Origin of the sequence: Methylophilus sp. 5 (genome assembly GCF_000515275.1) — a bacterium.
GTDB lineage: Bacteria > Pseudomonadota > Gammaproteobacteria > Burkholderiales > Methylophilaceae > Methylophilus.
In genome coordinates, this window is the sequence record NZ_KI911560.1 from 2,854,056 (window position 1) to 2,868,745 (window position 14,690).

Annotated in this window: 10 protein-coding genes and 1 tRNA gene; 4 read left to right on the forward strand and 7 right to left on the reverse strand. The window is 50.0% G+C overall.

Annotated elements, in window-relative coordinates:
* Positions 1 to 4 precede the first annotated feature (4 nt).
* Positions 5 to 376, forward strand: coding sequence for a hypothetical protein (locus METH5_RS0113835; RefSeq protein ID WP_029149064.1), 372 nt, complete (start codon positions 5 to 7; stop codon positions 374 to 376).
* A 62-nt stretch (positions 377 to 438) separates the two neighbouring features.
* Here the strand turns inward: METH5_RS0113835 and METH5_RS0113840 are convergent, their stop codons facing one another.
* The 3 genes from METH5_RS0113840 to rnr all read right to left on the reverse strand — a co-directional run bounded on the left by METH5_RS0113840 (position 439) and on the right by rnr (position 5,635).
* Positions 439 to 2,211 (reverse strand): ABC transporter ATP-binding protein, encoded by a 1,773-nt coding sequence (locus METH5_RS0113840; RefSeq protein ID WP_029149065.1) that lies wholly within the window; start codon positions 2,209 to 2,211, stop codon positions 439 to 441.
* 13 nt (positions 2,212 to 2,224) lie between these two features.
* Positions 2,225 to 2,989, reverse strand: a complete 765-nt coding sequence (gene rlmB, locus METH5_RS0113845) for a 23S rRNA (guanosine(2251)-2'-O)-methyltransferase RlmB (RefSeq protein ID WP_029149066.1) — start codon at positions 2,987 to 2,989, stop codon at positions 2,225 to 2,227.
* Positions 2,990 to 3,136: 147 nt separating this feature from the next.
* Positions 3,137 to 5,635 (reverse strand): ribonuclease R, encoded by a 2,499-nt coding sequence (gene rnr / locus METH5_RS0113850; protein ID WP_036307971.1) that lies wholly within the window; start codon positions 5,633 to 5,635, stop codon positions 3,137 to 3,139.
* Positions 5,636 to 5,670: 35 nt separating this feature from the next.
* Here rnr and METH5_RS0113855 point away from each other — a divergent pair.
* Positions 5,671 to 5,755: transfer RNA gene (locus METH5_RS0113855), tRNA-Leu, on the forward strand.
* Between the two features lie 1,722 nt (positions 5,756 to 7,477).
* Here the strand turns inward: METH5_RS0113855 and METH5_RS15560 are convergent.
* From METH5_RS15560 to METH5_RS0113885, 4 genes are all read right to left on the reverse strand, one after another.
* Positions 7,478 to 8,829 (reverse strand): IS3 family transposase gene (locus tag METH5_RS15560; protein WP_369758911.1). Its coding sequence is split into 2 segments (ribosomal slippage): positions 7,478 to 8,326 and positions 8,329 to 8,829, totalling 1,350 coding nucleotides; the frame shifts between segments, so codons are not numbered across the junction.
* 87 nt (positions 8,830 to 8,916) lie between these two features.
* Positions 8,917 to 9,882 carry a PEP-CTERM sorting domain-containing protein gene (locus METH5_RS0113875; RefSeq protein ID WP_029149071.1) on the reverse strand — a complete coding sequence of 322 codons (966 nt, stop codon included), beginning with the start codon at positions 9,880 to 9,882 and terminating at the stop codon, positions 8,917 to 8,919.
* Between the two features lie 109 nt (positions 9,883 to 9,991).
* Positions 9,992 to 11,338, reverse strand: a complete 1,347-nt coding sequence (locus METH5_RS0113880) for an ATP-binding protein (RefSeq protein ID WP_232411058.1) — start codon at positions 11,336 to 11,338, stop codon at positions 9,992 to 9,994.
* Positions 11,335 to 11,997 carry a response regulator transcription factor gene (locus METH5_RS0113885; protein ID WP_029149073.1) on the reverse strand — a complete coding sequence of 221 codons (663 nt, stop codon included), beginning with the start codon at positions 11,995 to 11,997 and terminating at the stop codon, positions 11,335 to 11,337. Before METH5_RS0113885 ends, METH5_RS0113880 begins: the two co-directional genes overlap by 4 nt.
* A 131-nt stretch (positions 11,998 to 12,128) precedes the next feature.
* Here METH5_RS0113885 and METH5_RS0113890 point away from each other — a divergent pair, with 131 nt between their 5' ends.
* Positions 12,129 to 13,430, forward strand: a complete 1,302-nt coding sequence (locus METH5_RS0113890) for a TolC family protein (protein ID WP_029149074.1) — start codon at positions 12,129 to 12,131, stop codon at positions 13,428 to 13,430.
* 23 nt (positions 13,431 to 13,453) lie between these two features.
* Positions 13,454 to 14,674, forward strand: coding sequence for an efflux RND transporter periplasmic adaptor subunit (locus METH5_RS0113895; protein ID WP_232411059.1), 1,221 nt, complete (start codon positions 13,454 to 13,456; stop codon positions 14,672 to 14,674).
* The last annotated feature ends 16 nt before the right edge of the window (positions 14,675 to 14,690 follow it).

The window sequence follows — 14,690 nt, forward strand, 5'->3', positions numbered from 1 at the left end:
AGAAATGGGACTTGGAAGAATAGATATTCTGGCTGGGGATTTCAAAAAAGGCTTAGAAAGCCAATATGTGCATGGAAAATTTCTAATGAAAAAGGAAGGCTCATTTTTTAGAGAGAAAATTCTTCCATCACAAATTGAACACCTTGAGCTAGCAACTGAAGAATCTGTTATTAATGTCGGCGGAGCCGCCGGTTGGGGTATTGCAGGAAGCGTTCTTCTTGGACCAGCGGGCCTTGTTGCAGGCTTAATTATTGGAGCCAAAGGAAAAGATGTAACCTTTGTATGCAAGTTTAAAGATGGCAGAAAGTTTCTTGGAACAGCATCAGGCAGCGTCTTCACTGAGCTTCAGAAAACCTTCATGGCATCTTCATTATAGAAAAATCGAAAAGTATCTTATTAGCTCAGGATTTGGATTGAGGAATATCACCGTCCACAACACTACCCCTGCTGCCCATACAACCGCTGATACACACTGCCCGCCTGCTGTACCAGCGTCTCGTGCTGGCCTTCTTCGATAATACGGCCACCGTCAAACACCAGTACGCGGTCGGCTTCTTTAACGGCCGATAAACGGTGCGCAATGATAATCGTGGTGCGGCCACGCAAAAAGGTGCGCATGGCTTGATGCAACAAGGCTTCGGTATGTGTATCCAGCATAGAAGTCGCTTCATCCAGAATCACGATTTGCGGCTGCTTGAGCATCATGCGCGCAATGGCCAAGCGCTGGCGTTGCCCGCCTGATAAACGCACACCACTGCGACCCAATGGCGTGTCCAGGCCTTCAGGCAGGTCGCGTACAAATTGTGCCAACTGCGCCACGTCTAGCGCTTGCCACAGTGCATCGTCGGCATATGGCTGGTCGAGGCTCAGGTTTTGCCGCACGCTATCGTTAAACAGCATGGGCTGTTGCAACACCACGCCAAGATGTTCGCGGATTTGTGCATAGCCAAGTTGCTCAATGGCTTGACCATTAAACAAAATTTGACCGCTGCTAGGCGCATACAGCCCCAGTAGCAATTGCACCAGCGTGGATTTGCCTGCGCCAGACACGCCAACCAGCGCCACTTGCTCGCCAGGCACAATATTGAGCGTCACGTCGTCAAGAATCGCGCTGCCCTCACCATAGGCAAAGGAGACGTTCTGCAAGCTAATCGCCGCCGGGCTTTGCGTAGAAAAATCATGCACTTGCGCTGGATAGTTCGGCTCTTCATCAGCTGCCAGCACCTGATTAATCCGCCCCAATGCGGCTTTGGCTGCGTAATAAGACACTTGCACTGATAACAGCTCTTGCACTGGCCCCATCATGAACCACAAGTAGCCGAACACGGCGATCATTTGCCCAACAGACAGGTTGGAAAACACCACCATTAGCATGGCGACAGCACGAAAGATTTCGAATCCGAACAGAAAAATGCCGAACGACAAACGCGATAAAGCATCAGACTTCCAACCAGAAGCGGTCGCCGCGTCACGCACAGCTTCGGCAGCTTGTTTAGCTTTATCTAAAAAGCGTTTATCACTATTGCTGGCACGCAATTGCTGCATGACCTCTAGCGTTTCGGTCACGGATTGCGACAGCATTTCAAACGCACTGTTTTCACGCTGCTTCCACACTTTGACCTTTTTACCCAACACCATGGTCAGCCCGATCACAAATGGATTCAGCAACAGGATAATCAGCGCCAATTGCCAGTGCATCCATAGCAACACTACGGCCACACCGATCACACTGAGTACGGCCACCAGCACCTTGGCAATGGTTTCACCCAAAAACTTGTCCAGTGTTTCAATATCGGTCAGCAAGCGCGCAGTGATCTGGCCGGCACCCAGGCTTTCATAAACCTGCATGCGGATGCGGGAGAGTTTATCGAGCAATGTTTGGCGCACACCCAAGGTCACCTGCTTGGATAACCCGACAAAAATGCGTGTGGTGGCCACGCCGAGCAGCACGCTGCCAAGGCGCAATGTCATGGTCAGTAGCGTCACCGGCACAATAATCGCCATCGGCCCCAACCAGCCGGCTGGCAGTAGCCAGGTCATTAATTGCGTGAGCTTGCCGGGCTGATGCAACAAAACTTCATCGACCAGCAAGGGCATCAGCAAAGGAATAGGCACGGCGACGATGGCGCCCAGAAACGCCAGCGACTGGCCCAGCCACAAACGCCGGGCGTGCTGCCGCAACTGCAGCCACAAATCATGCAAGGTCAACATGGGGCAGGCTTAACTATTCAGGCTTGCCGCCAGCCAACACGCGCTGACGACGAATTTCATACAATGCAATACCGCTGGCCACGCTCACATTCAAGCTCTGCACCGAGCCAAACATCGGAATGGTAATCAGCGCATCACAGGTTTCTTGTGTTAAACGGCGCATGCCATCGCCTTCAGCACCCATCACCAGTGCAATCGGGCCTTCGAGTTTGGTGTTATGCAAAGAGCTTGGCGCGTCCATAGTGGTGCCGATGATGTAAACCCCGGCCTCTTTTAACTCACGAATCGTGCGGGCAAGGTTGGTCACAGAAATAAATGGCACGGTCTCTGCCGCGCCGCTGGCGACTTTACGCACAGTGCCATTTAAGCCGACAGAACGGTCTTTAGGTGCAATAATCGCATGCACGCCCATCGCATCGGCCACACGCAAACAAGCGCCTAGGTTATGCGGATCCTGTACACCATCCAGAATCAGGAAAAATGGTGGTTCATCGAGGTCGGACTCCAGCACATCATGAATGTCCTTGTATGGCATTGGGGTTTCAACCACGCGGGCAATCACCCCTTGATGGCGGCCATGCGCGCCAATAAAGCCATCCAAACGATGACGCTCAGATTGAATCACACGAATATTTTGCGACTTTGCCATTTCAAGCAAATCGCGCATGCGTGCATCTACACGGTCTTGATCAATAATAATTTCCTGAATGCTGATGCCATGCTGGCGCATGCGACTCAACACCGCATGAAAACCGAACAGAATGCGGGTTTCTGACATAGTGACTCCTCATTTTTCTTGGTGACTTTTGCCTATATGCAGCAAAAGATAAAAACACGAATCGCGCAGGCCCGGCAATAACATAAATATTGCCACGCACTGCGCGAATAGATTGCTTAAAAACGCAAAAACTAACTCAAGGCGCTATTATCGGGCTTTTGCCTTTGGTTTGCCTTTATTTTTTTGCGTCGAATGACGGCCTTTGTCTTTGGCCGAGCGTGACTTACCTGTGGCGCCCTTGCTTGCTGCAGGCTTGTCACCTGGTGTGCGGGACGGTTTAGCCGCTGTAGACGACTTTTTTGCAGGTGACGACTTTTGCGTAGGTTCTGACGACTTTGCCCAAGCGGCTGGCGCCACTTTCGCTGGTGCACGAGTACCGCTGCTGGCTTTGGTCGTACGCGCGCTGGTGTTGGCTGGTTGTTCACCTTTCGTGAGTGTGCCGCCCTCAGCGTCGGCCGAGCCCTCCACCGCACTAACCAGCGTAAAGTCTATGCGCGAAGTTTCCAAGTCTACCCGCACCACTTTCACAGTCAACCGGTCACCCAGGCGATAACGCACACCGGTGCGTTCGCCCACCATTTCGTGGCGTGCTTTATCATGAATAAAGTAATCATTGCCGAGGTCAGTCACGTGCAACAAGCCCTCAACGTAGACTTCATCCAGTGCCACAAACAAACCAAAGCTGGTCACCCCGGCCACAGTGCCGCTAAATACCTCGCCCACCTTGTCTTGCATGTAAAAGCATTTTAGCCAGTTGGTCACGTCACGCGTGGCATCATCGGCCCGGCGCTCGGTCATTGAACAATGCACGCCTAACTGATGCCAGTCTTTGGCCTGATAACGTTTGCCTTCTACCACAGCTTTAATGGCACGGTGCACCAGCAAGTCCGGGTAACGACGAATCGGCGAGGTGAAATGTGTGTAAGCTTCATATGCTAAGCCAAAATGGCCAGCGTTATCCGGGCTATACACCGCTTGTTGCATCGAGCGTAACATCACCGTTTGCAGCAACTGTGCATCTGGCCGCGTTTTAATGCGCTGCATCAGCTTGGCATAATCTTTAGCGCTCGGGTTCTCGCCGCCACCCACACCAAAGCCAAACTCACCCATAAACAGGCGTAAGGCTTCCAGTTTTTCTGGTGTTGGGCCTTCGTGAATACGGAACAAACAGGTTTGCTCGTTTTTAAGTAAAAAGTCCGCTGCACACACGTTAGCTGCCAGCATGCACTCTTCAATCAGCTTGTGCGCGTCATTACGCACCACGGGCACGATTTTGTCGATTTTGCCGTTATCGTTAAACACCATCATGGTTTCGGTCGACTCAAACTCAACTGCACCGCGTTTTTCGCGCTGGGTCAGCATCAGCCTGAACAAGCTGTTTAAGTTTTGCACATGCGGCAACAGCCAGGCATATTCTTCAGCTAAAGCCGCATCTTCGCCTTGCAGCAACGCAGCCACTTTAGTGTAGGTCATACGCGCTTTAGATAACATCACAGACGGGTAAAACTGGTATTGTTTGACCACGCCCTGGCTATCGATCTGCATATCGCACACCATGCACAAGCGCTCAACATCCGGGTTAAGCGAGCATAAACCGTTAGACAAAGCCTCTGGCAACATGGGGATCACGCGCCGTGGAAAATACACCGAGTTACCACGGTCATAAGCGTCTTTATCCAACGCATCGCCCGGCTGCACATAAAAGCTCACATCAGCAATGGCGACAACCAGTCGCCAGCCTTTACCTTGTGGCTCGGCAAACACGGCATCGTCAAAGTCACGCGCCGTTTCACCGTCAATGGTAATCAATGCCAGGTCACGCAAATCCTTGCGACCTTTGTAATCTTTGGCCTGCACAGTTCTGGGGAAGTCTTCAGCCTGTTTAACCGCCGCTGGGTTAAACAGGTGCGGCAAGTGGTGCTTGCGCAAAGCAATCTCGATCTCCATGCCGCTATCAGCATAGTTACCCAAAATCTCTACAATTTTACCCATCGGGCTAGAATGTGAAGACGGATACTCTGTGAGCTCAACCGTCACAATCTGCCCAACTTGCGCATCCATATCAAGGTGATAAGGAATCAACACATCCTGGCTGATACGCTTGTCTTCTGCCGCCACAATGGTCACGCCCTGCGCACGAATCACGCGCCCCACCAGCGTTTTATTGGCACGCTCCAGCACTTCAACCAGCTTACCCTCCGGGCGGCCTTTGCGGTCTACACCCGCCAAACGCACCATCGCGCGGTCGCCATGCATGACCAAGGTCATCTCTTTGGGGCCCAAAAAGATGTCTTCCGGGTTTTTGGTTTTATCGTCTGGCAGCAAAAAGCCATAGCCATCGGTGTGACCAAATACGGTGCCTGCAATCAGGTGGATCTTATCGGGCAGACAAAACGCGCCCTTGCGGTTACGCATCAACTGGCCATCTCGCTCCATGGCTCCCAGTCTGCGATTAAAAATATCTCGCTCATCATGGCTGATGTCGAGCAACACATAAATTTGGTCGGCACTCAGGGGTACGCCCTGGTCTGACAGTAACTGCAACACCAGCTCGCGACTCGGCAGTGGTGTTTGATATAACTCAGCTTCTCGCTGGGCCTGCGGGTCATTTGCACGCAGGGATTTTTTCGTTTTTCTGGTTGACAATATTTATTCTTCCTTTAAAATGCACAGCTTCTTTAGCCCAGATGGCGAAATTGGTAGACGCGCTAGTTTCAGGTACTAGTGTTTAACGACGTGGAGGTTCGAGTCCTCTTCTGGGCACCATCGTTTTACAACCCCCTTTGAACAAACAATCACTTGTGCAAATAACTTAATGGTTACGCGCAACTTTGCTTTTTTATTGTTTTTCATCATCAGGTAGGCAGTTTAACACCCTTTCTGCTTCACTCTTGGTTTAAACCCCAGATTTATCTTTTAGGCTGCTCTTGATTTTGTTGCCTAACATGTTAGTTTTATCGCGCAAGAACCTTGTGTTTAACACTTCATTTTTTCATCTACGGACTCTATAGATTAGCGCTAAATCAAAGGCTTAACTTCAGGCCTAAGATAACGCCAGCACAAGCGCCCAAGTCGCTTGCCTATCCTTTACTATTAAGAAAAAATACATTTAGCGCTTTATAGAGCTGCTATCCCCTCGCGGGTGAAGCGTCACTCTCTCTGTAATATATACGTATTAGAACCTGGCTATCAACACAGGCTCTGGCATGGGTTTGCCAGTATCAGCCTCATTTTAAATCTCATGCTAAACACAGCCCCCTCACCACCCAGCAATCGTGTTAAACGTGAATAGCCCATCTCTTAAAAAAATTAACTTGTTTTAATTTAAGTTTATATTTAACATTTATTAACATATCTGGTAAATCACAAGATGTGTATCGTCAGAATCCACTAATTTAACTTAGCGTACAAATGACGTTTAAAAAATTATTCAGCCCGTAATGGCAATCGTTGCGAAACAACAGCAACGACTGAAAGCTGAATCCATGTTAACTATTGAGAGGTAAAAAATGGCTATTAATCAACTTTCCCAATCTGAAACACAAACCGTTTCTGGCGGATCAGATTTTTTTCCGGGTTATCCGTACAACCCATTTAGCATGGGCAGTGTATTTAGTGTTTTCAATCAACCTGGCATCAATTACTTGCCTATCGGTTGGTATAACCCTGTTACCTCACCAGTATAGGTAAGCCTGTCAAAACGGGTTGTGTCTTCAATTAAGTTGACCGATGCATCAAGTTTGAATGAGCGCCCGATACGCTGTATCGGGCGTTTTGTATTTTAAATGCCACCTCACATTTATCCCCCTCAATAAAACCTTGCCCAATCTTAAAAAATTAACTTGTTTTAATTTATGTTTATATTTAACATTAGTTAACACTTCAGGTTAATTAGCAACGAAGTGCTCACCGTCAAAAATGCACTAATTTTAACTTAGCGTAAAAATGACGATTAAAGGCAACTCATTCAGCAATGACAGTTGGTAATAAGTGAAGCGCCACTGCCAGCGAATTCAATTAACGTTAACTTTTAAGAGGTAAAATATGGCTATCAACCAACTTACTCAATCTGAAACACAAACCGTTTCTGGCGGCTTTGGTTACTTCAATTACGGGCCTATCTCATGGTACCAAATCGGTTACGGCGGTGGTTATCATGGCGGCGGTCATCACGGAGGTGGTCATGGTGGTGGTTGCATACCTGCACCGCGCCCATGCACGCCACCTCCACCACCGCCATGTGGTTCATGTTCACCAAGCAACCACGACCACTAATTAAGTAACCAGCAATGAGTGCTGAATGGCTGCAGTTGAGATGTATGCGGCCATTTAACATGGCTTCATGAGGTTCATCTGACTATGCATGCTTGAGTAATGCCAGTCAAAAACTGATGTGTAACATAGCAAGTATTCAATACACCTTGTAAAGCAAAAAGCCCCTGAATTTGAACTGACCCCATAAAGTTGGACGGTTTTAAGAGTCGGATATTACCCAAAGGACTGCAGTCTGAATTGAACCGGACTCAGTCCTTTTAACTTCTGCTTGATTCTTTCATGATTGTAATAGTGAATGTATTCATGCAAGGCACTCTTGAATACCTCTACACTCTCAAACTTACTCTTATGTAGCAATTCGGTTTTAAGCACAGCAAAGAAACTCTCTATCGCCGCATTATCCAGACAGTTACCCTTACGTGACATACTCTGCCGTATGCCATGATCAGCCAGTGCCTGCTGATAGACCCGCATCTGGTATTGCCATCCCTGATCTGAATGCAATACAGGCCGCGACATCGTCTTTAATTGCCTGCGAGCCTGTTCAAGCATTTCTATCACTGCGCGTATCTGCGGCCGTTCTTTTACGGTATATGCAATCACTTCCCGATTATACAAATCCAGAATAGGGGATAGATATAACTTCTGGCCTCTGATATTAAACTCGGTGATATCCGTGACCCATTTCTGATGCGGTGCAGTGGCTTCAAACTGCCTATCCAGCAGGTTGGGAGCGACGGCTCCCACATGCCCTTTATATGCGCGATAGCGCTTGGGTCGCACGGTACTTGCCAACCCCAATTGCTGCATGAGCTTTTGCACGGTCTTGTGATTGATCTGATGTCCCATGTGTCTGAGTGCCAGCAGGATACGTCGATAGCCATAGCGGCCATGGTGATGATGGTATATCTGTCCAATCACCTGTTTGAGCTGATGATACTTATCCACCATCCTTTGAGACTTGAGATGATAGTAATAGCTGCTACGCGCAAGCCCGCTGATGCACAACAAGTCTTTTAAATGATAGGTCTGCCCTAGTTCGGTGACGGTTTGCGCTTGAGCGCGCTGTCTGATGCCTGAACCAGGGCTTGTATCTTTTTTAAATAAGCCACTTCCGCACGTCTGTACTCTAACTCTCTGATGAGTTCTGCATGCGTCATTTCAGCCACAGGACGCTCTGGCATCTTGCTAGTGGTAGGCTTGGCTTTGGACATAGGCTTTCTCCCTCGCTTCTGGCTTTGCAGACCTGCAATCCCTGCCGCATCGTAAAGCTTCTGCCAGGCAGAGACAATGCTGGGTGAAGGTATATTGAATTTGACTGCAGCTTCCAAGATCGATAATGACTGCTGCCTCATATCGGTCAGCACCGTCTGCTTGAAATCACTAGTGTAATGCGTGTGGCGCTTGGCTAAGGATGAAGGCCCATGTCGCTGATATAACCTGATCCAGTGGCGCAGGCTCTTGGCGTCAACATTGTATACAACTGCCAGCTGTTTATAACCTTTAGCAGTCTCCTGGTATTCACGTACTATTTTTAACTTGAAAGCATGACTATGCTTGGACATAAAACTAAACCCCCATCAGGTTGGACATATGTCCAACTTTTGGGGGGCAGTTCAAATTCAGGGGCTTTTTTATATTAAGAACGTGACCTATACACGACGACGCGACAGTGCCATGAGAGCCCCCAGGCCGAGCATCATCATCAAAGATGAAGACGCTTCTGGTACCGGCGTCACGGTCAGCGATGCATAGGAATGCCCAACGGTAATGCACAGGTCGGTAGTGGCTGAAAGATTAGCGACCCCTAACAAGCCCAATGCGTTAATGCCAATATCATCCAGCGTAATATTCAAGGCATTGGTTTGCACCGCACAACTAAATGTCGCGCCATTGCAATTGCTGGCAACCACACCATCGGCCCAATATTTACTTTCATTGGCCCATATTTGAGCATGGCCCAACAGCCCCAGATCCAAAGAAACACCACCAGCGGCAGCGGCAGCCAAATCAATCGAATGCCCCAGAATGCTGAGGCTGGCCCCTGCAAAAGTGCTATCCCCATTTGCCGTAAATAAACCGGTGCTTTCATTCACCGTGACTGTAGAGGTGGAACTGATGAGGTCGGCCTGTAATGCCAGCGCACTAGATACGCTCAGATTCAAATGTTCAACACTGCCTGTACCAATGGCACTGTTTGAGCCAAGAACAGGATTGTTTTCGATATATGCACCAGACGCTGAAAAAGTGGCAGAGCCAGCTTGTATCGGCATCAGCAAGGCTAATAGCGGATTTATATTTGATAACACACCATTACCCGCCCCACTCGTACTCAAACCAAGGCTCAGGGTTGAGTTGGTTTGGGTTGGAATCGGCGTACCTGCACTTGCTACACTGATATCACCCAGTGCGACTGGCGTTTTAATGCCAACCGTCGCATTGCCTACGGTGACAGTGCCAAGAGGGAATACATTTGCTTTTGCGGTCACTTGTGCGCTTAAATCGAGGAACATACCGTAACCATCTGCGGCATCAGCGCTAACCACGACCGGGGCAGCAGAGGCTGCCTGGCTAAAGGCCAATAAAACGGCCGTGCTAATAAGGGAATGCTTTATCATCAATACTCTCCTAAACAAAAATAAAAATAAACGTCAACACAAATATTAACATTTGTTTGCGTTATTGTTTACATTTATTATCAATTGAAGAGGGTTTTGAATGCTTTTTCTATCGATGAATGACCTTCTGCTCAAAGATGACGACCAGCCCGGTGTTAGCTGGCTTATTCATCAAATGGACAGTAGCCTGATGCTTCAAAGCAATTTCTTTCACAATCGCCAGCCCAAGACCTGAGCCAGTGCCTTCCGAGAGCTCTGCACGATAAAAGCGATCGAATACTTTCTCCAAGGCTTCCGGGGCGATGCCTGGGCCGCTATCCTCTACTTCAAATCGCAGCCCGCCCTCGAAGGCCGTGAGTGAAAGATTAATCACACCCTGCGCGGGGGTGTAGTGGATGGCATTGACGATAATATTATTAAGTAGGACTTCAATCTCGTCTGGCAGGCCAGTCATGGTCACCTCATCGGCACGTGTGAAGCCAATATCCAGCTGTTTTTTTGTGTAGAGCGGCTTTAAATCATTGAGCACTTTGACCACCAAAGGGGTTAAGGCAAAAGACTGCATCTCTTGCCGGCGCGCCTCGGGGTCGACTTTAGCCAGAGTGAGCAACTGATGCACCAGGCGCTCCATACGTGCAATACCACTCTGTGCTTGTTGCAGACAATGATCTAGCGCACTTTTGTCGCCATGCTGCATGGCACTGATTTGCAGCTTGAGCGCCGTCACCGGCGTTCTGAGCTCATGCGCCGCGTCGCTGGTGAAGCGCTTTTGCATGGCAATCGTGTGACTCACTTTGTGCATCCAGCGATTCAGAGCTTGAATAATCGGCTTGAGTTCTGCAGGTTGTTGCTCGACGGCCAGAGGCGCCAGTGCATCAGCAGGTCGAGCATCCAGCGCTGCCGACAAGCTGAGCAATGGTTTAAAGGTTTTACCAATCACCAGCAACATGCCCATGATCAGCAATGGCACGATCAGCAATTGCGGAATAATCAGGTGAATGGCGACTTCACGAATGGTGCGCTGCCTGAGTTTAAGGTCTTGCGCCACAATACAGGTGATGCTGCCCTGTTTTGCAATAAACACTTGCCAGCGCTTTTTGCCCACCCACTGCGTGGATAACCCCAAACTTGCGGTATTGACCTCAAAGTCACGCTGGTGCGACTGATAAACAAGCTGGCCCTGATTTAAAATCTGGATTAAATAATCCTGTTCACCGCCTATGTGTGACTTAGCCGGGCGATTCGGGCTCACGCCGGCATCCGCATGACGTCCGATAAGCGTGTCTATTTGGTTATTGTTTAGCAGGGTCTCGGCCAGATGCTGCAGGTTGGCATCATATAACTCGCCTAATTCGTCAGCGGTTGATTGATAAGATAAAAATGACAGCAGGCCTATGATACAAACCATGGCTATCGACAGGTATATTGCCAATTCAGCCCGAATAGACTTGATCATGATTCTTTTTTCTCGTTAATGGCATAGCCAATCCCACGAATGGTTTGAATAATGTCGGCACCGAACTTTTTGCGGATGGTGTGGATATGCACTTCTACCGCATTACTCTCGACTTCGTCGCCCCAGCCATACAAGCGCTCTTCGAGTTGCGTTTTAGAAAAGATCATGCCCGGCTGTGACATCAAGCTGTGCATAATGGCAAAAGTCTTGCTAGACAGCCGCTGGCTGATTTCGCCCATGGTCAAGGTATAGCTGGCGGTGTCGAGCACCATGTCATTGACGCGAACCTGGTTAGAGTGACGCTCTTCTTTTCGCCTGAAAATCGCGCGCAGCCTTGCCTCAATCTCCTCGACAGAAAACGGTTTTAATACATAGTCATCTGCCCCGGCATCGAGCCCTTGTATGCGGTGCTCGATCGCGTCCCTCGCAGTGATGATGATCACAGGCACACGATTGTCGGCTTGCCTTAATGACTGCAGTAACGCCATGCCAGATTTACCAGGCAAGCCTAAGTCAAGCAACATGGCGTCAAACTGCTCGCTGGCAAGCGCGGCTTCTGCCTGCATGGCATTCTGTACCCAATAGATGGCATGTGAGCGCATGGCCTGCTGCAGGCTCTCCCCTATCATGTGGTCGTCTTCTACCAGCAATAACTTCAAGGCTTATCTCCCTCGTTGAATGTTGCCATTCTAACCAAACAAACTTAAGGCAGCCTTAAAAAGCGGCTTAAGTTTGCCTTAAGAATCGGCAGGCATGATGCAACCCTGTTATCACTCACAGAGATTTATTCATGCGAACCCAGTTCAAGCAAGCAGCAGGCGTGTACATGACGCTACTGCTGGCGGCCTGCCAGACACCACAAACGGTGCAGCCAGCGCAATTAGTGCAACATATTGTAGAGGCAGACGCCTCACTGCAAGCGACGGCCCCGGCAGCACAAGCGAGCACCACACTGTCGGAATATGACGCGGTGATGTTGGCACTACAACAAAACCCGGCCTTCAAGGCACAGTTAAGCGAACTCAATTTGGCAAATGCAGACGTGCAACAAGCCAATCAACTGGCAAACCCGTCGTTATTTTATGCGTTTAGCGCGGCCAATAAACCCTACCGTTATGCCATCGACTTTCCTATCGAGGCTATTTTGTTGCGGCCAATCCGGCTAAAGCAAATGCAGGCACAAGCGCAAGCCACCCAGTATCAACTGATGCAATCTGGTTTTAGCCTGATTCGTGATACGCGCATGGCTTATGCGCAAGCCGTGATTGCCAACGAAAAACGCGAGCGCTTAAAACAGGCGCTGCAACTAAACCAAACCATCGCCAGCCTGACCAGCACGCGTGAACAGTTGGGGGATATCAGCGCACAAGACACCCTGCTCTCGCAAAACGAGGCCCTGCTTGCTGCCAGAGACCTGCAACTGGCCGAAATGGATGCACAACTGGCGCACACCCAATTGATGCATCTGCTGGGCTGGATGGATGAAAATAAAACGCTGTCACTCAGTGAGCAGTTGGTGCCGGCCTGCACACCGGTCGATATTGCGCAGCTTAAAACGGTGGCCTTGAGCAGCCGGCCTGACATTCTGGCTGCCGAAGCCAACATGGCCGCGGCCAAAGCAAAACAGCAACTTAATAAATTCAACTGGTTAGGCACGGCAGTGGTGGCAGACGCCACCAGCGGCCAAACCAGCGGGCATGTGCTTGCACCTGCCATCAGGACTACGTTGCCGGTGTTTAACCAAAACCAGGGCCAACGCCAGCGCGCCGATGTTGAGCTTGAAAAGGCCCAACAAGACGCTGAGGCGATCAAAATAAAGGCGTCGTTAGAAATCAACAGTGCGCATCTTAAATACCAGCGCGATTGCCAGGAGTGGCAGCAGTTGCACACACAATTGCAACCGAATGCCAAGCAAACCATCCAGTATGCAGAAGACGCTTACCGGGATGGCGATATTGCCTATTTAAATGTCCTCGAGAGCAGCAAACGCTATTTCAGCTTGCAATTGCGCGAAACGCAGTTAAAAGCCGACCTGATCGGCAACTGGTCAGATTTAATGCGCAGCACCAGCCATGCTACGGCACGCCCTTGATTCTCTATAGAAAGTGATTTTTCATGCATGTTACTCACCAACCGCTGCCAGCGTACAACGTGACCAGACTACTGTTGCTGTCAGCCCTGCTGACGTTAGGCCAAACTAGCCAGTTGCTGGCTGCAGACAGCCTTGATAAAACCAAGCCATCGCCCACACCAGTGTCAGAAAGCCAACTGAATCAGGTCAGCCTCTCAAGTGAGGCCGTTAAAAAGCTAGGCATCATGTCCACGCCAGTGGTGGTCGCGCGTCAGTCTAGCGCCCTGACTTACCCGGCACAAGCCAGCCTGGCACCTGAGGCGCTGGCTGCATACAGCACGCCTATGAGCGGCTATGTCATGTCCGCCGGCGCTACACCCCTCAGCGTTGGCAGCAAAATCAAGGCCGGGCAAGTTCTGTTTACAATCAACCCGGTAGTGACACCAGAGGCCAGACTAAACCTGATCACCAGTCTGGCAGATGCAGAGGGGCAATTGCAGACTGCCGAAAAACAGCTATCTGCCCATACGCTCACCTTAAACCGCGTCAGACAGTTATTGCAACAACATGTAGGCAGCCAGAAAGCGGTCGATGATGCACAAGCCAATGTTGCCATTGCCGAGACCAATATGCGCACGGCCAAACAAAAACGTGAGCTACTCAAACAAGCGGTAGAACAAGGCTCGGCAGGCACTTATCACATTAAAGCGGCTAGCACTGGCGTGATCAGTAACCTTTACTTTAGTGCTGGCCAACTGATGGTGGCGGGCGCTAGGCTGGTCGATGTTGTACAGCAAAACCGGTTGTGGGTGACGGCTTATGTGCCGCATGCACAAGTCGGGCAATTAAACCTCGCCGCACAGGCGTGGCTCGCGGGCGCGGCGGGCGTCTCGGCTGATTATGTCTTGAACCCTGTGCCTAACCCGCCAGAAAGTGACTTACTCACAGGCACACGCAAGCTGGTCTACACCTTGCAATCGCAGGGCGACATTGTGCCGTTGCAGCGACTTACATTACAGATTCCGCAACGTACGCAAGCGCAGGCACGTAGCACAGTGCCCTGCTCGGCAACGGTGGTGGATATTTATGGCAACACCTGGCTCTATATGCAGCAAGATGAAACGCACTTTGCCCGCCAGCAAGTGTTTATCACGCAGTCTGGCGCGCACACTTGTGTCTTGTCAGACCAGCGTCTGGTCGGCAAAGCGGTTGTCACGCAAGGCGCGCAGGAACTGTTTGCCGTCGAAACCGGCTATACCCACTAAATACAACGGGATTCAA

Bases quoted from the DNA above. Each gene is read 5' to 3' on its own strand.
- METH5_RS0113835 (WP_029149064.1), top strand. From the start codon at position 5: ATGGGACTTGGAAGAATAGATATTCTGGCTGGGGATTTCAAAAAAGGC.
- METH5_RS0113875 (WP_029149071.1), bottom strand. From the start codon at position 9,882: ATGATAAAGCATTCCCTTATTAGCACGGCCGTTTTATTGGCCTTTAGC.
- METH5_RS0113880 (WP_232411058.1), bottom strand. From the start codon at position 11,338: ATGATCAAGTCTATTCGGGCTGAATTGGCAATATACCTGTCGATAGCC.
- METH5_RS0113895 (WP_232411059.1), top strand. From the start codon at position 13,454: ATGCATGTTACTCACCAACCGCTGCCAGCGTACAACGTGACCAGACTA.
- rlmB (WP_029149066.1), bottom strand. From the start codon at position 2,989: ATGTCAGAAACCCGCATTCTGTTCGGTTTTCATGCGGTGTTGAGTCGC.
- METH5_RS0113890 (WP_029149074.1), top strand. From the start codon at position 12,129: ATGCGAACCCAGTTCAAGCAAGCAGCAGGCGTGTACATGACGCTACTG.
- METH5_RS0113840 (WP_029149065.1), bottom strand. From the start codon at position 2,211: ATGTTGACCTTGCATGATTTGTGGCTGCAGTTGCGGCAGCACGCCCGG.